General features: G+C 35.7%; 31 protein-coding genes and 2 tRNA genes. 2 read left to right on the plus strand and 31 right to left on the minus strand.

Annotated elements, in window-relative coordinates; all coding sequences use genetic code 11:
- Positions 1-10: 10 nt before the first annotated feature.
- From rpsK to carA, 28 genes are all read right to left on the minus strand, one after another.
- Positions 11-397, minus strand: coding sequence for a 30S ribosomal protein S11 (rpsK, locus tag AAGD76_RS02355; protein ID WP_015589137.1), 387 nt, complete (start codon positions 395-397; stop codon positions 11-13).
- A gap of 24 nt (positions 398-421) precedes the next feature.
- A complete protein-coding gene (rpsM, locus tag AAGD76_RS02360; RefSeq protein WP_010962745.1) occupies positions 422-790 on the minus strand; it encodes a 30S ribosomal protein S13 in 369 nt (122 codons plus the stop codon).
- A gap of 59 nt (positions 791-849) precedes the next feature.
- Positions 850-1,491: a nucleoside monophosphate kinase gene (locus AAGD76_RS02365; RefSeq protein WP_341820314.1), complete on the minus strand. Its 642-nt coding sequence runs from the start codon at positions 1,489-1,491 to the stop codon at positions 850-852.
- Positions 1,488-2,816 carry a preprotein translocase subunit SecY gene (gene secY / locus AAGD76_RS02370; RefSeq protein ID WP_341820315.1) on the minus strand — a complete coding sequence of 443 codons (1,329 nt, stop codon included), beginning with the start codon at positions 2,814-2,816 and terminating at the stop codon, positions 1,488-1,490. Before secY ends, AAGD76_RS02365 begins: the two co-directional genes overlap by 4 nt.
- A gap of 3 nt (positions 2,817-2,819) precedes the next feature.
- Positions 2,820-3,290, minus strand: coding sequence for a 50S ribosomal protein L15 (rplO, locus tag AAGD76_RS02375; RefSeq protein ID WP_006279863.1), 471 nt, complete (start codon positions 3,288-3,290; stop codon positions 2,820-2,822).
- 3 nt (positions 3,291-3,293) lie between these two features.
- Entirely contained in the window at positions 3,294-3,806 is a 513-nt protein-coding gene (gene rpsE, locus AAGD76_RS02380; protein WP_010962748.1) for a 30S ribosomal protein S5, read from the minus strand.
- Between the two features lie 12 nt (positions 3,807-3,818).
- Positions 3,819-4,190 carry a 50S ribosomal protein L18 gene (gene rplR, locus AAGD76_RS02385; RefSeq protein WP_006279867.1) on the minus strand — a complete coding sequence of 124 codons (372 nt, stop codon included), beginning with the start codon at positions 4,188-4,190 and terminating at the stop codon, positions 3,819-3,821.
- Between the two features lie 5 nt (positions 4,191-4,195).
- Complete coding sequence (gene rplF, locus AAGD76_RS02390) at positions 4,196-4,741, minus strand: 50S ribosomal protein L6 (RefSeq protein ID WP_007551152.1); 546 nt, start codon at positions 4,739-4,741, stop codon at positions 4,196-4,198.
- Between the two features lie 16 nt (positions 4,742-4,757).
- The gene (gene rpsH, locus AAGD76_RS02395) at positions 4,758-5,153 is read right to left on the minus strand and encodes a 30S ribosomal protein S8 (protein WP_341820316.1); all 396 of its coding nucleotides are present in this window, start codon (positions 5,151-5,153) and stop codon (positions 4,758-4,760) included.
- Positions 5,154-5,174: 21 nt separating this feature from the next.
- Positions 5,175-5,483 carry a 30S ribosomal protein S14 gene (gene rpsN / locus AAGD76_RS02400; RefSeq protein ID WP_006279345.1) on the minus strand — a complete coding sequence of 103 codons (309 nt, stop codon included), beginning with the start codon at positions 5,481-5,483 and terminating at the stop codon, positions 5,175-5,177.
- A gap of 16 nt (positions 5,484-5,499) precedes the next feature.
- Positions 5,500-6,033, minus strand: coding sequence for a 50S ribosomal protein L5 (gene rplE / locus AAGD76_RS02405; RefSeq protein ID WP_010962750.1), 534 nt, complete (start codon positions 6,031-6,033; stop codon positions 5,500-5,502).
- A gap of 6 nt (positions 6,034-6,039) precedes the next feature.
- Positions 6,040-6,357 (minus strand): 50S ribosomal protein L24, encoded by a 318-nt coding sequence (rplX, locus tag AAGD76_RS02410; protein WP_006279347.1) that lies wholly within the window; start codon positions 6,355-6,357, stop codon positions 6,040-6,042.
- Positions 6,357-6,716, minus strand: coding sequence for a 50S ribosomal protein L14 (gene rplN, locus AAGD76_RS02415; RefSeq protein WP_006279348.1), 360 nt, complete (start codon positions 6,714-6,716; stop codon positions 6,357-6,359). The genes rplX and rplN overlap by 1 nt, the downstream gene beginning before the upstream one ends.
- 13 nt (positions 6,717-6,729) lie before the next feature.
- Entirely contained in the window at positions 6,730-6,966 is a 237-nt protein-coding gene (gene rpsQ, locus AAGD76_RS02420) for a 30S ribosomal protein S17 (RefSeq protein ID WP_007549925.1), read from the minus strand.
- Positions 6,959-7,162 (minus strand): 50S ribosomal protein L29, encoded by a 204-nt coding sequence (rpmC, locus tag AAGD76_RS02425; RefSeq protein WP_006279350.1) that lies wholly within the window; start codon positions 7,160-7,162, stop codon positions 6,959-6,961. Before rpmC ends, rpsQ begins: the two co-directional genes overlap by 8 nt.
- Positions 7,163-7,173: 11 nt before the next feature.
- Positions 7,174-7,587, minus strand: coding sequence for a 50S ribosomal protein L16 (gene rplP / locus AAGD76_RS02430; protein ID WP_010962752.1), 414 nt, complete (start codon positions 7,585-7,587; stop codon positions 7,174-7,176).
- Positions 7,588-7,601: 14 nt separating this feature from the next.
- Complete coding sequence (gene rpsC, locus AAGD76_RS02435; protein ID WP_010962753.1) at positions 7,602-8,216, minus strand: 30S ribosomal protein S3; 615 nt, start codon at positions 8,214-8,216, stop codon at positions 7,602-7,604.
- 39 nt (positions 8,217-8,255) lie between these two features.
- Positions 8,256-8,603: a 50S ribosomal protein L22 gene (rplV, locus tag AAGD76_RS02440; RefSeq protein ID WP_007549821.1), complete on the minus strand. Its 348-nt coding sequence runs from the start codon at positions 8,601-8,603 to the stop codon at positions 8,256-8,258.
- A 5-nt stretch (positions 8,604-8,608) separates the two neighbouring features.
- A complete protein-coding gene (rpsS, locus tag AAGD76_RS02445; protein ID WP_006279181.1) occupies positions 8,609-8,893 on the minus strand; it encodes a 30S ribosomal protein S19 in 285 nt (94 codons plus the stop codon).
- 3 nt (positions 8,894-8,896) lie between these two features.
- Positions 8,897-9,721: a 50S ribosomal protein L2 gene (gene rplB, locus AAGD76_RS02450; RefSeq protein WP_015589143.1), complete on the minus strand. Its 825-nt coding sequence runs from the start codon at positions 9,719-9,721 to the stop codon at positions 8,897-8,899.
- Between the two features lies 1 nt (position 9,722).
- Positions 9,723-10,010, minus strand: a complete 288-nt coding sequence (locus AAGD76_RS02455) for a 50S ribosomal protein L23 (protein WP_209473095.1) — start codon at positions 10,008-10,010, stop codon at positions 9,723-9,725.
- Complete coding sequence (gene rplD / locus AAGD76_RS02460) at positions 10,007-10,621, minus strand: 50S ribosomal protein L4 (RefSeq protein WP_012673183.1); 615 nt, start codon at positions 10,619-10,621, stop codon at positions 10,007-10,009. The genes AAGD76_RS02455 and rplD overlap by 4 nt, the downstream gene beginning before the upstream one ends.
- A 2-nt stretch (positions 10,622-10,623) precedes the next feature.
- Positions 10,624-11,346, minus strand: coding sequence for a 50S ribosomal protein L3 (gene rplC, locus AAGD76_RS02465; RefSeq protein ID WP_010962757.1), 723 nt, complete (start codon positions 11,344-11,346; stop codon positions 10,624-10,626).
- A gap of 9 nt (positions 11,347-11,355) precedes the next feature.
- Positions 11,356-11,676 carry a 30S ribosomal protein S10 gene (rpsJ, locus tag AAGD76_RS02470; protein ID WP_012673184.1) on the minus strand — a complete coding sequence of 107 codons (321 nt, stop codon included), beginning with the start codon at positions 11,674-11,676 and terminating at the stop codon, positions 11,356-11,358.
- A 14-nt stretch (positions 11,677-11,690) separates the two neighbouring features.
- Positions 11,691-12,863: an elongation factor Tu gene (tuf, locus tag AAGD76_RS02475; RefSeq protein ID WP_010962759.1), complete on the minus strand. Its 1,173-nt coding sequence runs from the start codon at positions 12,861-12,863 to the stop codon at positions 11,691-11,693.
- Positions 12,864-12,941: 78 nt separating this feature from the next.
- A tRNA-Gly gene (locus AAGD76_RS02480) sits at positions 12,942-13,012 on the minus strand.
- A 4-nt stretch (positions 13,013-13,016) separates the two neighbouring features.
- A tRNA-Tyr gene (locus AAGD76_RS02485) sits at positions 13,017-13,099 on the minus strand.
- Between the two features lie 114 nt (positions 13,100-13,213).
- Positions 13,214-14,413 (minus strand): glutamine-hydrolyzing carbamoyl-phosphate synthase small subunit, encoded by a 1,200-nt coding sequence (gene carA / locus AAGD76_RS02490; protein WP_264373989.1) that lies wholly within the window; start codon positions 14,411-14,413, stop codon positions 13,214-13,216.
- Between the two features lie 205 nt (positions 14,414-14,618).
- Here carA and AAGD76_RS02495 point away from each other — a divergent pair, with 205 nt between their 5' ends.
- Positions 14,619-15,113: a hypothetical protein gene (locus AAGD76_RS02495; RefSeq protein ID WP_341820317.1), complete on the plus strand. Its 495-nt coding sequence runs from the start codon at positions 14,619-14,621 to the stop codon at positions 15,111-15,113.
- A 420-nt stretch (positions 15,114-15,533) separates the two neighbouring features.
- Here the strand turns inward: AAGD76_RS02495 and AAGD76_RS02500 are convergent, their stop codons facing one another.
- Positions 15,534-16,901 (minus strand): hypothetical protein, encoded by a 1,368-nt coding sequence (locus tag AAGD76_RS02500; RefSeq protein WP_341820318.1) that lies wholly within the window; start codon positions 16,899-16,901, stop codon positions 15,534-15,536.
- Between the two features lie 81 nt (positions 16,902-16,982).
- Complete coding sequence (glpX, locus tag AAGD76_RS02505) at positions 16,983-17,909, minus strand: class II fructose-bisphosphatase (protein ID WP_264374058.1); 927 nt, start codon at positions 17,907-17,909, stop codon at positions 16,983-16,985.
- Positions 17,910-18,103: 194 nt separating this feature from the next.
- On the opposite strand from glpX, the gene AAGD76_RS02510 reads away from it, so the two are divergent.
- A complete protein-coding gene (locus tag AAGD76_RS02510) occupies positions 18,104-19,384 on the plus strand; it encodes an ankyrin repeat domain-containing protein (protein ID WP_341820319.1) in 1,281 nt (426 codons plus the stop codon).
- 85 nt (positions 19,385-19,469) lie between these two features.
- Here the strand turns inward: AAGD76_RS02510 and ppdK are convergent, their stop codons facing one another.
- Entirely contained in the window at positions 19,470-22,205 is a 2,736-nt protein-coding gene (gene ppdK / locus AAGD76_RS02515) for a pyruvate, phosphate dikinase (protein ID WP_341820557.1), read from the minus strand.
- Between the last annotated feature and the right edge of the window lie 4 nt (positions 22,206-22,209).

Raw genomic sequence — 22,209 nt, forward strand, 5'->3', positions numbered from 1 at the left:
TTCAAATATCCTATACTCTTCTTTTTTTTCTTAACCTGCACCCATTATGAGGAATTGCGGTTTTATCTGCAATTGAAGTCACAGTCAACCCACAGCTCTGAAGTGCTTTAACCGCAGCTTCGGTACCAAAGCCAGGGCCGCGAATTATTACAGAGACAACCTTCATACCAAATCTCTCCATTGCGTTCTTCGCAGCAGACTCCGCAGCCTTACCTGCAGCATAAGGTGTGGATTTTCTCGAACCTGAAAAACCACATGCACCCACAGAAGTTTGACATAGCGTATTACCATGAACATCAGTTACATTTACAAAAGTATTATTAAAAGTTGCACGAATATGGACAACACCAGTAATAAACTCCTTCTTACTCTTACTAACCGTTTTGACTTTTTTCATTAAAACTCACAATAATAATAAATTTTATTTTTTCCCAGCAATAGGCAACCGAGATCTACCTTTACGAGTCTTAGCATTAGTATGAGTCCTTTGCCCTCTCACAGGTAAACCTTTTCTATGTCTCACCCCTCTATAGCATCCCATTTCCACTAAAGATTTTATGTTCATAGCCACTTCTTTTCTGAGCTCACCTTCTATAACATAATTTTGTCTAATGAAACCGCTGATCTTTTCTATATCTTCATCTCGTAATTCTGAAACACGTTTGCGCTTATCAACTTCGCAAGCGTGACAAATTACATTCGCAGTAGCAATACCTATACCATATATATAAGTTAATGCAAAAGGAACACATTTCCTCACTGGAATATTTATGCCTGCAATACGTGCCACTGGTACCTCGATACTTTATTAATAACAACTCTTAATTTATACCATAAAACAACTCAGAGTCAAACCAAATTACAAGAAATTTTACTTTCAATCTCTTGCGTTACCTCATCAACACTCAAATTAGCGTCAATTGTTAATAATTTGCCTTTATAATACTCGCGTAAACCTTTCATTTGAAGGTGATATTCACTTATTCTCTTATTAATTGCAGACATATCAGCATCATCAATTCTTTTCTCTAACCTCGTACTTTTACATTTAGCACAAGTAGTACTCTTAAAAGAAGATACACTATATATGCTTTTACAGTCCAAACACGCGAGACGATTTTTTAACCTATCGATTGCAATATTATCGTCAAGCTGCAGCTCAATCACAATATCAACATCCCTATTATATTTTTCTTGCAAAACTTGAGTCAAAAAATGAGCTTGGTTTAAATTTCTCGGAAACCCGTCTAACAAGCAATTACCATCCATTGATGCAAGCTGGTCACGTAATAATCCACATATAATTTCATCTTGAATTAAATTACCAGATTCCACGGTACCCTTTATTTTTTTACCTAACTCACTACTGCTAGATATAATATTCCTTAATAAATCCCCTACTGAAATTAATTTTAAATTATATTTTGCTATTAACAAGCTTGACTGAGTACCTTTACCAGAACCTGGAGGACCAAAAATCGTAATGATCATCTTACTTTCCTCGTTTTAGACTCATATTTCTTTATCCAGTTGTCGTACCTATTTGAAAAAATATAAGATTGTATTTGCATAATAGTATCAGTAATAACGTTCACTATAATCAGTAAGCTCGTCCCACCAAAAATAAATGGTATATCATAATAATATCTCATAACTTCAGGTACAGTACATATGACTACCAAATACGCAGAGCCAATGAATGTCAACTTAAAAACTATATCTTGAAGGTAATCAGAAGTATGTTTCCCAGGCCTTCTACCAGGTATAAAACCACCATTTTTTTTAAGAAAATCTGCGTTTTCCTCTGGATTAAATATAAAATTGGTATAGAAAAAATTAAAAAATACTATCAGCACCAAATAGGCTACAATATATACTACTTTATTTGCCATAAAGTAATTCAAAATAAAATCAGAAAAAGCGTGCCCCTTATAGAAATTTGCAATTGAAATAGGTGTCAATAAAATTGCATTAGCAAAAATGGTTGGTACTACACCAGATAAATTAATCTTCAATGGAATATAAGTAAAATCGTCATTATGCAATCTTTTAAATTGCTTTTTAGGATGTTGAACAATAACCTTTCTATAAGAAGACTCTACAAAAATGACTAAGAGTAGCAGCAAAAAAAACAATACCAAAACAAAAAGGATAATAAATAACGATACGCTACCGTTTTTATTTAACGTTAACAAAGATGACAAAGCGCTGTGTAACTCTGATATTATACCCGTGAAAATGATTAATGAGATACCATTGCCTATACCGCTAGCGCTGATTCGTTCACCAAGCCATATTAAAAGCATAGTTCCACCTAAAAGGCTGAAAACACCTATTGTACGAAACATAACACCAGGTTCGATTACAACCAATACCCCTTCCCTATTCATCCCTTCCAATCCAACCAAAATTGGAATTGATTGAAATACACAAATTACTATGGTCAGATAGCGTATATAAGAATTCATCTTTCTACGGCCTGACTCTCCATCATTCTTAACTTCCTTCATTCCTTTAATCGCAGAAGAAAGTAACTGAATAATGATAGAAGCCATTATATATGGCATAACGTTCAATGCTAGAATTGTCATTCTAGCCAATGCACCACCAGAAAATAAATTAAATACTCCAAAAACGCCTGAGCCATCTTTGGGAAATATATCATTAATTACATCAAGATTAATTCCAGGAATAGGCACATAAGTACCCAAGCGATAGCAAATTAAAGCTATTAGCGTAAAAAATATACGCTTTAATAAATCGCCTTTATATAACAACGTAGGATCCGAGCTATTAAATGCTGATTTATTGCCCATGACTTACGATAGTATTTCCACACTACCACCAACTGAAGCTACAGATTTTTTTGCAGCTTCTGACGCAAAATCAACATGAAACACAAATTTTTCGCTCAACTTACCTTTATTAAGAAGTTTAATTTTATCCTTAATAGACTTTATAAAACCTAATTTATACAGCCTCTCCTTATCTATAACAGAGTCTTTCACTATTTTTTTAGCTTCCATTAAGCGCTGTATATCGCCAACATTAATTATAGAGTATATGCTCCTACGTATAGGCTTAAAACCTCTTTTAGGCAAACGAGTATATATAGACTGTTGTCCACCCTCAAAACCATTTATAGAAACTCCACTTCTAGCCTTCTGCCCTTTATGCCCTCTACCGGATGTTTTACCTTTACCACAACCGATACCTCTACCCAGCAACTTAGGCTTCTTTTTCTTAGATAATTTAGTAAATATAGAGTTTAATTTTACAGCATTATTCATACTTTACCTGTTTCCAACTATCTCGCTAATCTTTTTGCCTCTTTTGCTTGCTACCTGACGAGGAGATAACATACTATCAAAAGCCTTAAACACCGCACATATAACGTTATGAGGATTATTTGATCTAGTGGATTTAGCTACCACATCCTTTATACCTAACACCTCAAAAACTGATCTAATCGCTCCACCAGCAATAATACCTGTTCCGGCTCTTGCGGTTCTTAAAACTATCTCACCAGAACAAAATTTAGCTTTAATATCATGATGCAAAGTTCTACCTTCACGCAAGTACACTCTAATCATTGATTTCTTTGCAGCATTTACAGCTTTGACTCTTGCTTCAGCAACTTCTGCGTGCTTACCTATTCCACACCCTACCCTACCCTTCTCATCGCCAACAACAACCAAAATTGAAAATGAAAATCTTCTACCACCTTTGGTAACCGTTGTCACTCTTCGTACCGAAACTAAAAGCTCTGATAAATCATTATTATTTTGTAAATTCTTTATAGCCATATTCAAAACCTTCTAAAATTCAAATCCAGAACTTCTTAAAGCCTCAGCAAATTGAGAAACTAATCCTGTGTATTTATACGCTCCACGATCAAACGTAAGCTGCTGCTCTAATTTCATGCCAGACAGACGCTCAACCATTAAAGAAGAAACCTGTTTTATAGTTTCAGCGTTGACTTTCCCTTTACATACATCCTTAATTTTAGCATCCAAAGTAGAAGCTGAAGTGAGAGTTATTCCTTTTACATCATTAATTAACTGGACATAAAAATGCCTATTAGATTTAAATATGGATATACGTAAACGTTCAGCGCTCTTGTCAAGCTTCGCTCTATTACGTAACTTCCTTTTTTCAGAATTACTTAAAAAATTATACGATCTTTTCATTTTTATTACTTCTTTTTACTTACAACCTTACGCAGCATAAATTTGCCTTTTATTACAACACCCTTACCTTTATAAGGATCATATTTTCTAATTTTGCATATATCAGACGCCACCATATAGACCTTCTGCTTATCCATACCACTAACTACTAAGTGAGTTGGCTTTATGCACTTAATCTCAACATCTTTAGGCACTTTATATTTAACATTATGGCTATAACCAAGATATAAAGTCAAATACTTACCATCACACTCTGCCTTATATCCCACACCGTTAATCTCAAGATTAACAGAAAAACCATCAACCATGCCGTTAATGATATTATTAATATTACTCCTATAAGTGCCCCACATAGGCTTTATTTTATCATAATTATCTTTATCTTGATCAACAGAAAGCAATAGCTGATTATCAATAATCTGACACACAACATCCCTGATCAAGCTAACTTCCTTTTCAGCCTTAGCACTCTTTATTAACATACTACCATTATTATATTCAACTGAAACACCAGCAGGAATATTGATAGGAGCAGCACCTATACGAGACATGAATTTCTCCTATTATTTAAAACACACGACACAAAACTTCTCCACCAACCTTTAACTTATGTGCATTATAATCAGTCATCACTCCTTTGGGTGTCGATATAATAAAAATACCAAGACCATTATATGCTTTAGAAATGTCCTTATACTTATAATAACGACGACAACCAGGCTTTGACACCCTAACTATGTCACTAATTACAGGTGACTTCTCATAATACTTCAATTTTACAATGAAAGAAGGTAAATTATCTACAACTTGCTTTTCATAATCAAGGATATACCCTTCCTCTTTTAAAATCTCCAATATAGAAGAATTCATCTTAGAAAATAGTACCCTTGTTGCCCTATGCATTGCCAATTGAGCATTACGTATCCTTGTTAAAAAATCACCAATACTATCAGATAACGCCACAATATACTCCTTATATTATATTTACCAACTAGACTTTGTAACTCCTGGAATTTGCCCAAAAGAACATAAATCACGCAAAACAATTCTACATAAACCAAATTTTCTATATACTCCTCTTGGTCTCCCAGTTAAAGCACACCTATTTCTAATTTTGGTTTTAGAAGAATTTCTAGGCAATTTTTTAATTAATTTATTTTGAGCTGTAAACCTTTCTACAATAGACAAATTCTTATTATTTATTATAGATTTCAATTTTTCTCTTTTTTCTTTATATTGATCGCACAACTTTATTCTGCGAAGATTTCTTTCTATCATAGATTTTTTTGCCATATATTTCTCCTCTCAATTAATCAAAAAAAGGAAATTTAAGAGCCAGTAATAATTCCTTTGCTTCCTTATCACTAACTGCACTTGTTATAATATTAATATCCATACCTCTAATTTTACTTATTTTATCATAGTCTATTTCTAAAAACGAGATATGTTCCTTTATACCAAAGGAAAAATTACCATTACCGTCAAATTGCTTCACACTAAATCCTCTAAAATCTTTTTCCCTTGGCAAAGCAATATATATCAATCTTTCTAAAAACTCATACATTTTATCTCTACGCAAAGTTACTTTGCAACCTACTGTAGCACCTTTTCTGATCTTGAAGCCAGAAATAGATTTTTTTGCAAAAGTTGATAAAGGCTTCTGCCCAGCAATCAAATATAGGCTATCAAGTGGTTCATTTATTGCTTTACTATCTGTAGCAGCATCTCCAACGCCCATATTGATACACACCTTGACAAGTTTAGGCACTTGCATTATATTGCCGTAATTAAACTTATCCTTCAAGGACTTTACTATGCTATCTTTATACAATTCTTTAAACATATCAACCTAATCTATCACTTCTCCAGAAACTTTTGCAAAACGCACTTTTCTACCGTCTATAACCTTAAACCCCACTCTAGTTGGAGTTTTATATTTAGGGTCCAATGTTGCAACGTTGGATATATCAATAGCTAACTCTTTATTTAATATACCACCACTACTACCAGCTTTTGGTTTAGTATGTCTCTTATGCACATTCACTCCAGAAACAATTACTTTCTTTTTAGCATCACGTGCTATAACTTTGATTACCTTACCAATTTTTCCCTTATCTTTACCAGTTAAAACTATAACGTCGTCACCACTTTTTATTTTAGCACTCATTATAAAACCTCAACAGCTAATGACATTATCTTCATAAAAGAACCAGATGATAACTTTTTTACCGGACCAAACACCCGAGTGCCAAGTGGTTCACCTTGATCGTTAATCAAAACTACAGCATTGCTAGAAAAACGAATTACAGAACCATCAGATTTCCTAATAGGGCTTTTCACCCTCACCACAACTGCTCTATATACTTTTCCCTTCTCAACTTTCCCTCTTGGAGTAATAGATTTAGTAGATACAATAACTGTGTCACCTATAGATGCAGACTTTCTACCACCCAATAAACCAATACAAAGCACTGCACGCGCGCCAGAATTATCAGCTACTTCCAACAATGTATTTTTTTGAATCATATAAATATCCTATTCAATGTGAGCTATTAACAATAACCCATTTTTTAGTAGTAGAAATAGGCTTGTGCTCTTGTATTAAAACCTTGTCCCCTTCTTTACAACTATTATTCTCATCATGTGCTGTATACTTCTTGTATTTTTTTATAACCTTTTTATACAGCTCATCCTTATACACTTGTAATACCGAAACCTTTACAGTCTTATCACACTTAGCCTTAGTTACAGTACCACAAAAAACCTTTTTAGGCATTCTTTTCCTCTCTTCTTCTTTTATTTAATGTAGTTAAAATACGAGCTATGCTCTTTCTTATTAAGCTAAAACGCGAAATATTGTTGCACTGGCCCAGCTTCTTTTGAAAAACCAAATTAACAAACTCTTTTCTCAAATTCACAAGAATTTCATGCAATTCTTGCGAGGACCTCGATTCAATGTCAGCTATATCCATTGCAACTCCATTTAATTATGATTAGATACAAATTTACACTTCATAGGAAGCTTAGCAGTTGCCTTTTCAAGCGCCAATCTTGCTAAATGCATGGGAACATCACTGCTAATTTCAAACAACATTCTACCGGGCTTAGCTTTAAATACCCAAAACTCAACACTACCTTTCCCTTTACCCATACGCACATCCGCCGGCTTTTTACTAACAGGGGTATCAGGAAAAATTCTTATCCACACTTTACCAGAGCGTTTTAATGTTCTAGATATTACACGCCTTGCAGTTTCAATATGCTTAGATTGAATCCTACCTGCTTCCATAGCCTTTAGACCATAATCTCCAAAAGATAATGTGCTACCACCTTTCGTGTTACCCTTAATTCGTCCTTTAAATACTTTTTTATATTTACTTTTTTTAGGAATAAACATTTCAATATACCTAATTAGTTACCAATATAAACCCAGACCTTAACTCCTATGATGCCATATATAGTTTTTGCTTCAGCAAAAGCATAATCTATATTAGCACGTAAAGTATGCAAAGGCAAACGGCCTTCTTTATACCACTCAGTACGAGCTATCTCAGCTCCGCCAAGGCGCCCAGAACAACTTACTTTAATACCTCTAGCACCCATCCTCAAACAACTTTGAATAGCTTTTTTCATCGCTCTTCTAAATGAAACCCTTTTTTCTAACTGCTGTGCAATGCTGTTTGATATTAAAACTGCATCTATTTCAGACCTTTTAACCCCTACTACATTCACTTCCACATTATTTTTTACTTTTTCAGCTATCTTTTGCTTTATCTTCTCAATATCCGAGCCTTTCTTACCTATTATCACTCCAGGTCTAGAAGAATGTATTATTACAGATACCAAATCGATCGTACGCTCTATAATTACTTTAGAAACACCAGCATGCTTAAAAGATTCATTTATATAACTGCGAATAGATAAATCTTGATGCAACCCTTGTTTATAACCCTTCTCAGCATACCAAATAGATGACCAAGTATTAATTATTTTTAACCTAAATCCTTTAGGATTAACGTTTCCCATATTTTTGCACTTTCCTTATTAATTTTCTATTTTTATGAATCATATAATTTCCCCCAATTTTACAGTTATATTACTATAACGTTTACTAACTCTATTAGCTCTACCCATAGCTTTTGGACATACCCTACGCAAAGTAAGAGACTTACCTATTAAAATTTCTTTTATATATAAATTATCGATATCCAATCCATAATTTTGAGCATTAGCAATCGCAGAATTTAATACCTTCCTTATAAGACCTGCAGCTTTCTTTTCACAAAATCTTAATTGCACAGTGGCAAAAGAAACTTTTTTATTACGTACTAAACCAGCAACCAAATTCAATTTACGAGGAGTTGATTTTAAAACCCTAGAACCAGCTTTAACTATTACATCTCTGTTTTTCATATCAATTACCTTCTTGTCGCCTTTTTATCACCACTATGCCCAGTAAATTTACGAGTGGGTGAAAACTCACCAAACTTATGACCTATCATATTCTGATCATTAACATTCACAGGAATGTAATCCTTACCATTATAAACAGCAAACTTTAAACCTAAACAATTAGGAAGAATTACAGAAGCCCTGGAATGAACTTTTATAGCCATGTTAACAAACCCCTTGTTTAAAGCATTATTCACCGACTTTAATATAGAAGGATGACAAAAAGGAGGCTTCCATGCAGATCTACTCATAAACTAACCTTTCAATTGTTTTATATACTTATCACTAGATTTATTTCTCCTTCGAGTTTTCTTTCCTTTTGTTGCAACACCCCAAGGAGTAACAGGATGACGACCACCAGAGGTTTTTCCTTCCCCGCCTCCATGAGGATGGTCAACTGGATTCATTGCAACTCCACGTACAGTAGGTCTAATCCCAAGCCACCTACTTCTCCCAGCTTTACCCAACTTTCTATTCTTATGGTCAGGGTTAGATACTACACCAATAGTAGCCTTGCAAGAAGATAAAATCAACCTAATTTGACCAGACCTGAGTCGTAATAAAACATATTGGCCATCACGACCAACGATTTGTGCATAACAACCAGCAGCTCTAGCAATCGCAGCACCATTACCTGGCTTCAGCTCAACATTATGAACGAAAGAACCAACAGGTATATGCTTGAGTAGTAAACAATTCCCTGGCAAAATATCAGCATCATTCCCAGCTGTAACAACATCACCTGGCTTCATACCTTGAGGAGCTAATATATAAGACTTAATATCATCTTCCTTATATGATATTAACGCCAAAAACCCACTTCTATTTGGGTCATACTCTATTTTTTCAACTATACCTTGACCACTTCTATTACGCTTAAAATCTATCACTCTATACTTCTTTTTGTGACCACCACCCCTATGACGAGTTGTAATTCTACCATGATTATTTCTTCCACCACTGGACTTTTTACCGGATGTAAGAGACTTTTCTGGCTCATCTTTTGATAAACCAACTTTACTTACTAACACAGTCCCACGAGAAGACGGAGTAACAGGATTAAAAAATTTCATACCCATACTAAACGCTCATTATATCTAATTTTTGACCATCCATCAAAGAAAAATAAACTTTCTTTTTCTGTTTTTCACAACCAACCACACCCCTAAAACGCCTATATTTAGGCTTAATTCTAACAACATTTATAGAAGAAATTTTAACATCAAATAGAGACTCTATTGCCAACTTTATTTGACGCTTATTTACATTTACAAAAACATACAAAGAATATTTATTAAACTTCTCCCTCAAAAAAGAGGCCTTTTCTGTAATTATAGGAGATTTTATTATATTATTATATTTGATCATAACAATCTACCTTCAAGATGCTTTAAAGTATCCTTTGTCAACATCACGCATTCGTGATTCAATATATCAAAAACATTTAACCCAATAGGTTTGATTAAGTCTACATAGTGCAAGTTTTTAGCCGCACGCAACAAATCATCTCCATAATCACCAACTATCAAAAAGGAAGAAAATTTAAAATTTTTAATACATTTACACATTTCAGACGTTTTCTTCACATCAATATTTAAATTATCCAGAATAATTACTTGATTATTTAAATACTTTAGAGATAAAGCAATTTTTAAACCAAATTTGCGTACCTTCTTATTAAGAGAATAAGTATGACTCCTCACAACAGGGCCGAAAATAATCCCACCACCTCTAAATTGAGGAGATCGCAAGCTCCCTTGTCTTGCCCTACCGGTACGTTTTTGACCATAAGGTTTAGCTGTTGTACCAGAGACATCACTAATACCTTTTGTTTTATGAGTACCAGCTCTTCTCTTCGCTAATTGCCATCTCACTATATCATGCAAAATACTCAATTTTTGCTTAGCAGAAAATATCAAAGGATTGAGCTGAGCAGTACCTACATTATCATTAGATAGATTAACTAAATTACATTCCATAACTAACTTACCAAATTACTAGCATCATCATTTACATCTAACAGTAAACCTACCGGAAAAGGAACATCTTTATGTAAAGATTTTTTAACTGCATCTCTTACAAAAACATAGGAATTTTTAAACCCAGGAACATTATTACCCTTCACAGCAATTATACTATTTTCATGATCAATGGATAATATCTTCATATTTTGTGCAGTTATCCTGCTGTTACCTAAATGACCAGCCATTTTCTTTCCTTTGAATACTCTACCAGGATCCTGACATTGGCCAGTGGAACCTTGTGATCTGTGAGCAATAGAAACACCATGAGATGCCCTAAGCCCACTGAAATTATGCCGCTTCATCACACCAGCAAATCCTTTACCTATAGAATAACCCGTAATATCAAGATATTGACCAACCACAAAATGATTGATTCCCACTTTTTTACCACATTCTATTCCCGACAGGTCATTTAATCTACTTTCGTATAACTTACATTTATTATTTATACCCTTTTTCTTTAAATATTCCAACTGAGGTTTTGCTATATTTTTAAAATCTCCTGTGCCTAAAATGACTGAATTATAGCCACATTTATCTTGTCCTTTTATATCAATAATATGAGTTTCGCTGAGATGCAATAAAGTTACAGCCATGCGACTATTGTCAGAATACATAGCAGTATGACCAATATTCATCATTAGTAAACCAATTCTCCTCAGCGAATTTATTCTCTTCATTTCCTTCTCCTAAACCTTAACTTCCTTGACTTTTAAATCCACTTCTACGCCAGCAGAAAAAGATAAACCTGTAAGCATCTGCATCATAGTAGGAGTAAGATCATGTAAAACAATCAAACGCCTAGAAGTTCTCATTTCAAACTGTTCACGAGATTTTTTATCAACGTGAGGAGATCTATTAACAATAAATTTAGAATCTTTCCTTGGCAACGCAATCGGACCAGATAATTTTGCACTGGACCGCTTTAATTCATCAACAAATTTTCGAACACACTCCTCCAATAAAGAACAATCGAAAGCCTTAATGTTAATATATATATCTTGCTTCATCTTAGTTACTACACTCACTCCAAAATTTCAGAAACAACACCAGAACCAACAGTTCTACCGCCTTCTCTTATCGCAAAACGCAATCCCTTATCCATTGCTATCGGTACTTGCAATTCTACTTCTACACTCACATTATCTCCTGGCATTACCATCTCCTTCCCATCTAGCAATTTTATGCTCCCAGTTACATCCGTTGTCCTTAAATAAAACTGTGGCTGGTAATTCGCAAAAAATGGTGTATGCCTTCCTCCTTCCTCTTTCTTTAATATATAAACCTCCGCCTTAAACTTTCTATGCGGTGTTATCGTCCCCGGTTTCGCTAATACTTGCCCTCTCTCCACTTCTTCTCTTTTTGTTCCTCTTAACAATATTCCTACATTGAGTCCTGCACTTCCCTTATCCAGCAACTTCTTAAACATCTCAACACCTGTGCATATCGTCTTTTGCGTCGCTTTCAGACCTATTATCTCTATCTCTTCTCCCGTCTTTATCTCTCCCTTCTCTATTCTTCCTGTTACCACTGTTCCTCGCCCCGATATCGAAAATACATCTTCGATTGGCAATAAAAATGGTAAATCCACAGGCCTTGGTGGAACCGCTACATATTCATCTAACTTTTCCATCAATTTGTCTATTGATTTCTTTCCATATTCGCTGCTGTCATCCTCCAGCGCCTTGAGCGCTGAACCAACCACCACAGGCACTTCATCCCCTGGAAATCCGTATTTACTCAGTAATTCCCTCACTTCCATTTCTACTAAATCTATCATATCAGCATCAGCAACATCAGCTTTATTTATATACACCACGATATATCCAACACCTACCTGCTTCGCCAGCAATATATGCTCTCTCGTTTGTGGCATTGGCCCATCAACCCCCGACACTACCAATATCGCCGCATCCATCTGTGCTGCACCTACTATCATGTTCTTTACATAGTCAGCGTGTCCAGGACAATCAACGTGTGCATAATGCCTTTTTTCCGTCTGATACTCAACATGCGCTGTTGCTATCGTTATCCCCCTCTTCCTTTCTTCTGGCGCTTTATCTATCTGATCGTACGCTACAAAATTTCCATAATGCTTCGTTATCGCCGCTGTTAACGTCGTCTTCCCATGATCCACATGTCCTATTGTTCCCACATTTACATGCGGCTTTCCAAATGCTTCCACTATTGCTGTCATAATTTAAACTTTTCTACCTAAAATACAAATACATCAATAAATAATATGTTGATTTTATAAAAATACAACAAAAAAAAGAGCGGATAGTGGGAATCGAACCCACGTCACTAGCTTGGAAGGCTAGAGCTCTACCATTGAGCTATACCCGCACAATGGAGGAGGTAGGATTCGAACCTACGTACGCTCACGCGGACAGATTTACAGTCTGTTACCTTTAACCACTCGGTCACTCCTCCGCAAAAATTTGTTAAGAGAATACTATTTTAGCATCTTAACTTAAGCTCTTATTGTATTTAATACTAAACGCCTAAAATTAAAAAATCAAGCAATAAAACCTACCCTGATTAAAATCATGCAGATTTCATTTTATATAACACAATATTGCCAATAAAACGCCTAAACAAATAATGCGAATCATGCGTACCTGGCGCTTCTTCTGGATGATATTGCACAGAAAAGACTAGGTAATCCTTCATCATTATTCCCTCTACACTATTATCAAATAGAGAAATGTGAGTAATTTCAACATTACTTGGAAGAGAAGCTGAATCAACAACAAAACCATGATTTTGGCTAGTGATCTCAACTTTTCCACTAATTACATCATAAACTGGATGGTTACTCCCTCGGTGACCTATATCCATCTTGATGGTCTTTGCCCCCAAAGTAATCGCAAGTAATTGATGGCCCATGCATATGCCAAAAATTGGTATTTTAGATTTTATAATAATGTCTATTTCTGAAACTACACTTTCTCCTATTTCTTGCGGATCACCAGGACCATTTGAAAGCACTATACCATCTGGATTCATACTCAACACTTTTTGAGCAAAACCTGTGCTTGGTCTGATTAATTCAACTGTACAACCAAGTTCTATTAAGCGTGAAACTATACTGATTTTTACGCCAAAATCAACGATTACAATCCTATATTTTGCATTAAGGTCAATAGCTCTATCTGATGTCATTCCAGTGCGTGACACTGGAATCCATATATTTTTTGCTGGATCCGAGTAGTCAGCTACTTGGATGACAAAGTGCTCCGCTAGTCTATTATTTTCAAAACTGTTATTTAAACTAACCTTATTAGTTATTTCTATCCCATTTACAGGTTTGTATTCCTTCAATTTGTCTAATGCATGCGCCTTACTCGATGAGCATATCATTCCATTTTGAGATCCATGTTCTCTCAAATGTCTCGTTAAAGCTCTAGTATCAACTCCTGATATCCCAATCACGTTATTTTTCTCTAACCAATCATTTAAACTGATATATGAAGAAGGGTGGGACATAGAAGAAAGTTCACGCATAACCACACCACTTGCAAAAATTTTCTTTCCTTCATTATCCTTATGGTTTATTCCAACGTTACCAATATGAGGAAAAGTGAACGTTATAATTTGATCGGCAAAAGAAGGATCAGTTATAGTATGCTGATAACCGGTCATACCAGTGGTAAAACAGACCTCACCTATGCATTTGCCTTTTTTACCTACTGATTTTCCCCAAAAGCACTTGCCATCTTGTAAAATTAAAACTGCGTCCTGCACTTCATTATCTATTTAACTGATTCAAAACAGTATACAAGAATTTCAAATAATACGTAACTCTTTCTAAAATTCCAAATTTAACCACGAAGCAGCAAAAAATAACATGAAAAACTTTTAATACAATCTTTCATATAAAATATATAGTTGACTACCTTCATATTTCGTATTAGATATAGGTAAATCATAAGTAAAGTGGAGGGTAATAATGAACACTGGTACAAATCAATCAAAAAAAATAAATGAGAAGTGGTTAGCTGGAGGAATTGGCGCGCTATTATTTGTAATGATGCTACCGTCGATTCTTCTTTTAGCAAAAATAGCTATAGGGCTAATTATGGTTTCAGTTGCAGCAATAGCGATAAAAGTTGCCTTAAAAACAATATCGAATGCTTTAGAGGATAAACAGGCAGATCAAAGCCAAGCGACGCAACAAACAACACAAAGTAAAATTATAAACCTGGCTATTGGATTAACATCTATATTCGTAGGAGGATTATCACTATTCATTATAGCACAAACTGGCTTAATTGCAGCATGTGCAGCTATAACTGCTTTAGCTCTACACGAATATGTTAAAAATCAAGAAATAGGAAAAGAGATAAATGATAAATTCGATAAGGCAGCTGACGATACAATCAATTTTATTGTTAGCAGTGTTGAAAAACTTATTCCAACAAAGCCGCCAGGCATAACAGCCTAAACTGTCTCCGTTCAGGGCATAAGTGTTACAAGTAGCATTATATAAAGCGATTAATGGCATCCTCCTGATAATAGAATAATTGTATCTGTTCAGGGGCATCGCAAATATTGAAGCAAAAGTGGTCAGTGCTTACTATACGAATATTGTGATTTGAATCCACTAGGGAGGATGTCATCCCAGTGCCCAGACACTGGGACCCAGGAATTTTGATTAGAGATTAAATTGGTGAGTATAAAAGTAGCTAATCCTACGTTAAAATACAACGTTTTTAATGGGACTGCGTAAAAGGGCTGGATTCCAGTGTCAAGCACTGGAATGACACCTTTGTGTTTGAGGCAAAACCTGCTATAACATTTCTTCGCAAACAAACGTTCGTACAGTTATGTATCAGCTACTTTCATGGCACCATTTGTTGTAAACTCACATTTCTCTATGATTATCTTTATTTGCCGCTTTCCCGAACGGATGCTCTACAGTTATTTCCTCATTAATAGAGCGAGGTGCACCGGAACCAGGTACAACGATATTCTCGTGCGATTGCATATCCTTCTTTTCCTCACATGGTGTTTGCTTAATGAAATGTGCTGCTAAAACTTCATGTAAAGCTTTACCTTTTATAAGCACAGCCTCGTTTTGCTTAGCTAACTCTAAAATTTTCTTTGGTTCAACATCTTTACCGTCAATAGTTGATTTTTTAATACTAACTTGACCTAAATTTATATTTAGAACAACAGTACAGTTAAGGTCTTTTCCAGATTCATCTTTTGCACCCCAACTAATTTCGATGTCACATATTGCAAATTCTGTAAAGGAGTAGTTCCTCTGTTGTTTCTCATTCTTCTCAATTGTTACTATTCTTTCACCATTGCTGTATATTTTTGCTCTTTTTACCTCGCTTTTCTCTTCTTCCATTCTTTTAGTTTTTTCAGTGAAAAGACGACTGGTTTCTAAACTTTGTTCAGGTTTAGTAATGTTGATATTAAGATGGTCATAATGATTAAGAAGACGGTTTGCATATGGACATGGCACATAACACCCATCAAAGAAAGCAATTGCACTACCAGTTTTTAGAAATTCTTGTCCATCGCTCATTCCTTCACCAATTCGAATAAGATATCTACCCAACCTCTTTTTAAAATTTTCTTTTAACTCCTCCTGATCTTTAGAAGTAAGCTTCTTATCCAATATACCCATTATTTCTTTTCGCTTACTCAATACCACATAATTGAAAAGGGAAATATCATCCTCTCGATAATAATTTGCTATCTTGTCAAATGGATCTGCCGGCCAACCGTTATTATAATTTACGGAATCAGAAGAATCTTCACACTTATTATCCTTAAAATCAAAATTCAATCTTTCAAAATCTGATAATACTTTTTCTGCCCTATCTTCAAAAGACCGAAGTCCATCTTGAAGTTCTTTTCCATAACTCATTCCTTTGTCAATTTGAAGAACATATTGACCATATTTCTTTCTAAACTCCTCCTGTTCTTCGAGGAGAGGAAGATTCCTATCTAATATATCGATTATTTCTTTCCGCTTATTCAATATTACATAGTTAAAAAGGTCACTCTCCCCCTTCTTTTCATAATCGTCTGCTATTTTGTCAAAACACTTATTATCCTTAAACTCCAATTCCTCAAAATCTGAGAGCACACTTTGTACCTGAGTCTCATCGAATTGAAGATTTGCTTGAGGAGATAGAAGAGTCAACTTTTCTTCACTTCCCTTGGTACTCGAATTTTTGTACAAACCATTAAATAGATTTATAATACTAGAAAACATTTCACACCTCTATTGTTATAAGTAAACTTGATTATATCTTAATGCTAAATGTTGTAAAGCTAAAATTAGAAACTAAAAAAGCTAACATAAGTTCTGCATTGTTTGCAGCTTTATCAGCCTATTAGGCAGAATTATTAAAGAATTAGTTGAATAGGTATTATGATTCAATTTAACTCCATCCACAAGTTCTCCGCTTGTTACTCCAGTTGCAATGAACACTGATTCACCTCTTGCCATATCTTTTACGGCGTAGACTTTTTCTGGGTCATCAATATTTAAATTTTTTGCTCTTTCTCTTAACTGATCCGTATCAAGTACTAATCTTCCCTCCATCTGTCCGTCGATAGAGCTTAGCGCTGCAGCCGCAAGCACTCCCTCTGGTGCTCCTCCTATACCGATATACATATCATGATTGCCATTTACTAGTGAAACTATGGCCGCAACATCACCATCATCTATTAGTTTAATTTTTGATCCTAATTTCCTGATTTTCTCTATTAATTCACCATGCCTTTCACGTTTAAGTACAGTTACCACGAGATCATTCACTTTGCATTTTTTTGCCTTGGCTAAATTGTCTAGATTCTTTTCAATGCTATTTTTTAGTGAGACTACACCCTCTGGAAGATTTTTTCCCACTGCTATTTTTTCCATATAAACATCAGGTGCGTGTAAAAAATTACCTTTTTTCGTTGCAGCAAGAACAGACATTGCCCCTGATTTGTAATGAGCACAAATCGTAGTGCCCTCAAGTGGGTCAACAGCGATGTCGATTTCAGGACCATTTCCAGTGCCAACCTGCTCGCCAATATATAGCATCGGCGCTTCATCTCTCTCACCTTCACCAATTACGATAGTACCATTTATTTCCATTGAATTTAATACTGTACGCATTGCATCAACTGCAACCTGATCAGCCTTTTTTTCATCGCCGAAGCCTGCTAGTTTATATGCAGCAAGCGCCGCAGCTTCGGTCACTTTAACTAATTTATAGGCTAAATCTTCCATCATTTGCTTTAAGAACTATATTCAATATGTATCATGATATATCATGCTGCTTGAAACTGCAATATGTCTTGACTGATTATTAGGGAGTTGATATAATATAAGCATTATAGTAGTGGGATTATAGTGATGATGATGTTAGAAATTTCTATCTAGATATAGATAGAATTACAGGACGTGATAACACAGTTACTAGTTTGGAAGAACTAAAAAAGAGGTTAAGGAAAGAAGTTAATTTTCAAGATGAATGTGAAGGAGGCAATTCATTAGGGAACCTACTTCTAAAACATGCAACCGAAAATAACAACCCACGCGTTAAGGATTTTCTCCTCCAAAATGGGTGTGAACCCCTTCAACAAGAGCAAATAACCGCAGCAATAAACAAGGAAGAAGAGGCACCTAATGTGGAAGAGAATAGAGCAGACAGTAATGAAGTAGATTCTAGTAACTTCATAAACCCTGGTATGACTGCTGAAGTACTTTACGAGCAACTAATACAAGGGAAAGAAACAAATCTGGCAATTTTTGACTCGTTTGCAAATGCTGTAAGAGAGTCCAATATTACCGGCGATCGTGGCATATTTCTAGATGTTGTAAAATTGTTTACAGATTTAGATGCTGTAATCCATCTTACAGATACTGCTTCCAGAACTATATTGGGCATAGCTACAATAACAAAACAAGCTGACGTTGTTAAGGTACTTTTGGATAGTGGCAAATTTTATGAAGAAGAAAAATTTAACGCTCTATGTCTTGCTATTACTCAGGATAATGCCCAAGAAGCTGAGCTAATTTTAGGTTACGTGAGTCCTGCAAACAGGAAAGAGGCTTTACAAGTGGCCATACAGGTAGGTAAAACTGAAATTGTTAATGCGTTCTTGAATAGAGGTAAGCTTAATGAAGAAAATAGAGCAGAACCCAGCAGCAGTAATGGAAACATTGGTAGTAGACCTGTAGCAACAGTGCCTCCAGTTAGTACTAATGGTGATAATCGCAATCACGACAATGAAATACCTGTAGTAACAGAGACTAACCAAACTACCACGCCAAATAGTGATAATGTTAATGGCCAATCAAATCATAATAACAAAAATAAAACGCCTGTAATACCAGAGGCTAAGCAAACTGCCACACCAAATAATGATAATAAAGCTAACGGCTTTGTAGATGCTCAATTTTCTGTGCCAAATGAAAAAGAAGCTAAATATAAAAAAAGCAAGGAAAATTTTTACACCTCATTAACAAAAGATGTTGTTGGAGTTGTTATTACAGGATTATTCATTACTGCTGCTGTGATGGTTCCATTTGTAACTGGTGCAGTGATTTGTGGTGTTATAGCTGCTTTGGTTGCAATAGCTACCGGGTTGCATGTAAAAAATTCTACATTACCAAGTTATAGGGAGATGAGAGAGAATGAAGTTGAACGTGTAACAGGATGTCATCCCAGTGCCCAGACACTGGGATCCAGAAGGTCATAATAAAAACTAGATTCCAGCGTCACGCGCTGGAATGACACCCTCTGGTGGGCTCAAACCATATGAGTAGCCAACACTGCCACTATACTTACCTAGCAAATTTAGATCTAACACTAAACTGTGCTGCCACTAACTTTGCAATCGGTACTCTATAGGGTGAGCATGAAACATAATCTACCCCTGATTCGATGAGAAACTCTATAGATTTTGGATCTGCTCCATGCTCTCCACATATACCCAGTTTTATTTCTTTTCGGGTTTTTTTGCCTCTTTCAATGGCTATCTTGATTAACTCCCCTACCCCTTCGATGTCCAGCACTTCAAATGGGTCGTTTTCGAATATGTTGCTTTCCTTATAAGAATCAAGGAAATTAACTGAATCATCTCTTGAAAGTCCCATGGTTGTTTGCGTTAAATCATTAGTGCCAAAACTAAAAAACTCTGCATGTTTTGCTAATTTATCAGCAATCAGTGCTGCTCTTGGTAGTTCTATCATCGTTCCAATTGAATAAGCCTTGTCTGATGTCATTCCAGCGCGTGACGCTGGAATCTGCGTCTGGATCCCAGCTGAGATAACAGAGGATTCTTTCTTTGCTAGCTCGCATATCAGAATAAATTCTTTCTCGCTCATGATAAAAGGAATCATGATTTCAGGCTCCACTTCTATCTTCTTTTCTTTCTTTAATTCACTTGCAGCACTAAGTATTGCCCTAATCTGCATGCTATATATTTCAGGATGAGAAATAGCAAGTCTACAACCTCGATGGCCAAGCATTGGGTTCTTTTCTGATAACTGTGCTATTTTATTTTTTACTGACTCAACTGACTTACTAAGTGATTTGGCAATTTTTTCTATAGTAGACTGATCATTGGGTAAAAATTCATGCAAAGGTGGATCAAGCAACCGTATAGTGACTTCCCTGCCCTCCATAATAGAAAATATTTCTTTGAAATCAGACTTTTGCATTTCTTCTAGTTTAATGAGCGCATTTGCCCTTTCATTTTCATCGTCAGCTATTATCAACTTTTGAATGAATTCGATTCTATCACTAGCGAAAAACATATGTTCTGTGCGACATAAGCCTATACCTTCTGCACCGAATTCTTTTGCAATTTTTGCGTCTTTTGGAGTATCAGCGTTCGCTCTCACTTTGACCGTTTTGATTTCATCTATCCAGTTGATTACCGTTTTGAATTCTTGCGATAATTCAGGTGAAATTGTAGGGAGAATGCCAAGCATAACCTCCCCTGTTCCTCCGTTGATGGTAATTGGTTCACCTTTATTTACTTTTGTATCCCCTACAGAAAAGAAAGTTCCATCTTTATCGATATAAAGTCCACTCACACTGCAAATGCATGGCTTACCCATTCCACGGGTTACAACAGCAGCATGCGAGGTCATCCCTCCCCGTGCTGTTACTATGCCACTTGCAGCATTCATTCCATTAATATCTTCAGGACTCGTTTCTGACCTTACTAAAATCACTTTTTTGCCCTGCTCTGCAGCTTTTTCAGCATCACTTGCACTAAACACTACATATCCAGAAGCAACCCCTGGAGAAGCCGGCAGCCCCTTCCCTATTACTTTTTGGTCACTCTTAACGTCAAGAACTGGATGCAATAAATTGTCAAAGGTTTTTGGATCAATTCTCAATATTCCTTCTTCTTTTGTAATCGTTCCTTCGTTTACCATATCAACTATTATGCGAATAGCAGCTTCAGCCGTGCGCTTGCCAGACCTAGTCTGCAAAATCCATAATTTACCGTCCTGTACAGTAAATTCGATATCCTGCATGTCTTTATAATGCCTTTCAAGTTTTTCACATACCACACATAATTCTCGGTAGACACTTGGCAGCAACTTCTCCATGGTGTTTTTTTGCTCTCCGTCAATTGGCATAGGAGTATAAACACCAGAAACCACATCCTCACCCTGAGCATTAATCAGAAATTCACCAAAGTATTTTTTTTCTCCAGTTGAAGGATTTCGTGTAAATATCACACCAGTTGCAGAATTATCATTTAAATTACCAAAAACCATTGCTTGCACGTTGACCGCTGTTCCAAGGTTTTCAGGAATATTATGTATTCTTCTATAGGAAACAGCCCTATCATTTTTCCAAGAGGCAAATACTGCATTAACTGAGTTTAACAATTGCTCTTCAACGTTCTGCGGAAAATGTTTTCCTGTTTTTTCATGTACTATCCTTTTGAAATTGTTAACAATTTCTTTTAAAACATCAACATCAAGATCAGCTAAGCTTTTTGCTCCACTCTTTTGCTGCTTATTATCAACAACATCTTGAAATAGGTGATGATCAAGCTGTAGTACAACATTGGAGTACATCATGATGAAACGGCAGTAGCTATCGTAAGCAAAACGTTCGCCACTTTTTTTTGCAAGCCCAACAACGGTTTCATCATTTAGACCAACATTTAAAATAGTATCAAGCATGCCCGGCATTGAACTAACACTACCAGAGCGTATGGAAACTAATAAGGGATTATTTAAATCCCCAAATTTACAACCGATGTCATTTTCGAGCATCGCCATGTAGTTTTTGATTCCACTACATATGTCATTCCAGTGCGTGACCACATTTTTTTCTGGATCCGAGTAGTCAGCTACTTGGATAACAGAAGATCTATTGTCTTGATAATAGACTTTGCAAGCAGAGGTGGAAATTGTGAAACCAGGTGGAACAGGAATGCCAACATTGCACATTTCTGCTAAATTTGCCCCCTTTCCTCCCAGCAGATTTTTCATTTCTGCATTGCCTTCGCATTTACCCTGGCTAAAGTAATGTATTAACTTTTCCCCCATCATT

Origin of the sequence: Wolbachia endosymbiont (group A) of Cydia strobilella (genome assembly GCF_964026745.1) — a bacterium.
GTDB classification, from domain to species: Bacteria; Pseudomonadota; Alphaproteobacteria; order Rickettsiales; family Anaplasmataceae; genus Wolbachia; species Wolbachia pipientis.

What these genes read in the sequence shown, in the direction of transcription:
- rplC (WP_010962757.1), bottom strand. Translation starts at nt 11,346, where the DNA reads ATGAAGAGAATAAATTCGCTGAGGAGAATTGGTTTACTAATGATGAAT.
- rplB (WP_015589143.1), bottom strand. Translation starts at nt 9,721, where the DNA reads ATGGGTATGAAATTTTTTAATCCTGTTACTCCGTCTTCTCGTGGGACT.
- rpsJ (WP_012673184.1), bottom strand. Translation starts at nt 11,676, where the DNA reads ATGAAGCAAGATATATATATTAACATTAAGGCTTTCGATTGTTCTTTA.
- AAGD76_RS02365 (WP_341820314.1), bottom strand. Translation starts at nt 1,491, where the DNA reads ATGATCATTACGATTTTTGGTCCTCCAGGTTCTGGTAAAGGTACTCAG.
- rplF (WP_007551152.1), bottom strand. Translation starts at nt 4,741, where the DNA reads ATGTCTCGTATAGGTGCTGCTCCTATCAATATTCCTGCTGGTGTTTCA.
- rpsE (WP_010962748.1), bottom strand. Translation starts at nt 3,806, where the DNA reads ATGGCTATAAAGAATTTACAAAATAATAATGATTTATCAGAGCTTTTA.
- AAGD76_RS02455 (WP_209473095.1), bottom strand. Translation starts at nt 10,010, where the DNA reads ATGATCAAATATAATAATATAATAAAATCTCCTATAATTACAGAAAAG.
- tuf (WP_010962759.1), bottom strand. Translation starts at nt 12,863, where the DNA reads ATGACAGCAATAGTGGAAGCATTTGGAAAGCCGCATGTAAATGTGGGA.
- rpsC (WP_010962753.1), bottom strand. Translation starts at nt 8,216, where the DNA reads ATGGGAAACGTTAATCCTAAAGGATTTAGGTTAAAAATAATTAATACT.
- rpsN (WP_006279345.1), bottom strand. Translation starts at nt 5,483, where the DNA reads ATGGCAAAAAAATCTATGATAGAAAGAAATCTTCGCAGAATAAAGTTG.
- AAGD76_RS02495 (WP_341820317.1), top strand. Translation starts at nt 14,619, where the DNA reads ATGAACACTGGTACAAATCAATCAAAAAAAATAAATGAGAAGTGGTTA.
- rpsK (WP_015589137.1), bottom strand. Translation starts at nt 397, where the DNA reads ATGAAAAAAGTCAAAACGGTTAGTAAGAGTAAGAAGGAGTTTATTACT.
- rpmC (WP_006279350.1), bottom strand. Translation starts at nt 7,162, where the DNA reads ATGGATATAGCTGACATTGAATCGAGGTCCTCGCAAGAATTGCATGAA.
- glpX (WP_264374058.1), bottom strand. Translation starts at nt 17,909, where the DNA reads ATGGAAGATTTAGCCTATAAATTAGTTAAAGTGACCGAAGCTGCGGCG.
- rplX (WP_006279347.1), bottom strand. Translation starts at nt 6,357, where the DNA reads ATGAGTGCTAAAATAAAAAGTGGTGACGACGTTATAGTTTTAACTGGT.
- rpsS (WP_006279181.1), bottom strand. Translation starts at nt 8,893, where the DNA reads ATGAGTAGATCTGCATGGAAGCCTCCTTTTTGTCATCCTTCTATATTA.
- rpsQ (WP_007549925.1), bottom strand. Translation starts at nt 6,966, where the DNA reads ATGCCTAAAAAGGTTTTTTGTGGTACTGTAACTAAGGCTAAGTGTGAT.
- rplR (WP_006279867.1), bottom strand. Translation starts at nt 4,190, where the DNA reads ATGAAAAGATCGTATAATTTTTTAAGTAATTCTGAAAAAAGGAAGTTA.
- rplE (WP_010962750.1), bottom strand. Translation starts at nt 6,033, where the DNA reads ATGTTTAAAGAATTGTATAAAGATAGCATAGTAAAGTCCTTGAAGGAT.
- rplD (WP_012673183.1), bottom strand. Translation starts at nt 10,621, where the DNA reads ATGGAATGTAATTTAGTTAATCTATCTAATGATAATGTAGGTACTGCT.
- secY (WP_341820315.1), bottom strand. Translation starts at nt 2,816, where the DNA reads ATGGGCAATAAATCAGCATTTAATAGCTCGGATCCTACGTTGTTATAT.
- rplP (WP_010962752.1), bottom strand. Translation starts at nt 7,587, where the DNA reads ATGTTTATTCCTAAAAAAAGTAAATATAAAAAAGTATTTAAAGGACGA.
- AAGD76_RS02500 (WP_341820318.1), bottom strand. Translation starts at nt 16,901, where the DNA reads ATGTTTTCTAGTATTATAAATCTATTTAATGGTTTGTACAAAAATTCG.
- rplV (WP_007549821.1), bottom strand. Translation starts at nt 8,603, where the DNA reads ATGAAAAACAGAGATGTAATAGTTAAAGCTGGTTCTAGGGTTTTAAAA.
- rplO (WP_006279863.1), bottom strand. Translation starts at nt 3,290, where the DNA reads ATGAATAATGCTGTAAAATTAAACTCTATATTTACTAAATTATCTAAG.
- rplN (WP_006279348.1), bottom strand. Translation starts at nt 6,716, where the DNA reads ATGATTCAAAAAAATACATTGTTGGAAGTAGCTGATAATTCTGGCGCG.
- ppdK (WP_341820557.1), bottom strand. Translation starts at nt 22,205, where the DNA reads ATGGGGGAAAAGTTAATACATTACTTTAGCCAGGGTAAATGCGAAGGC.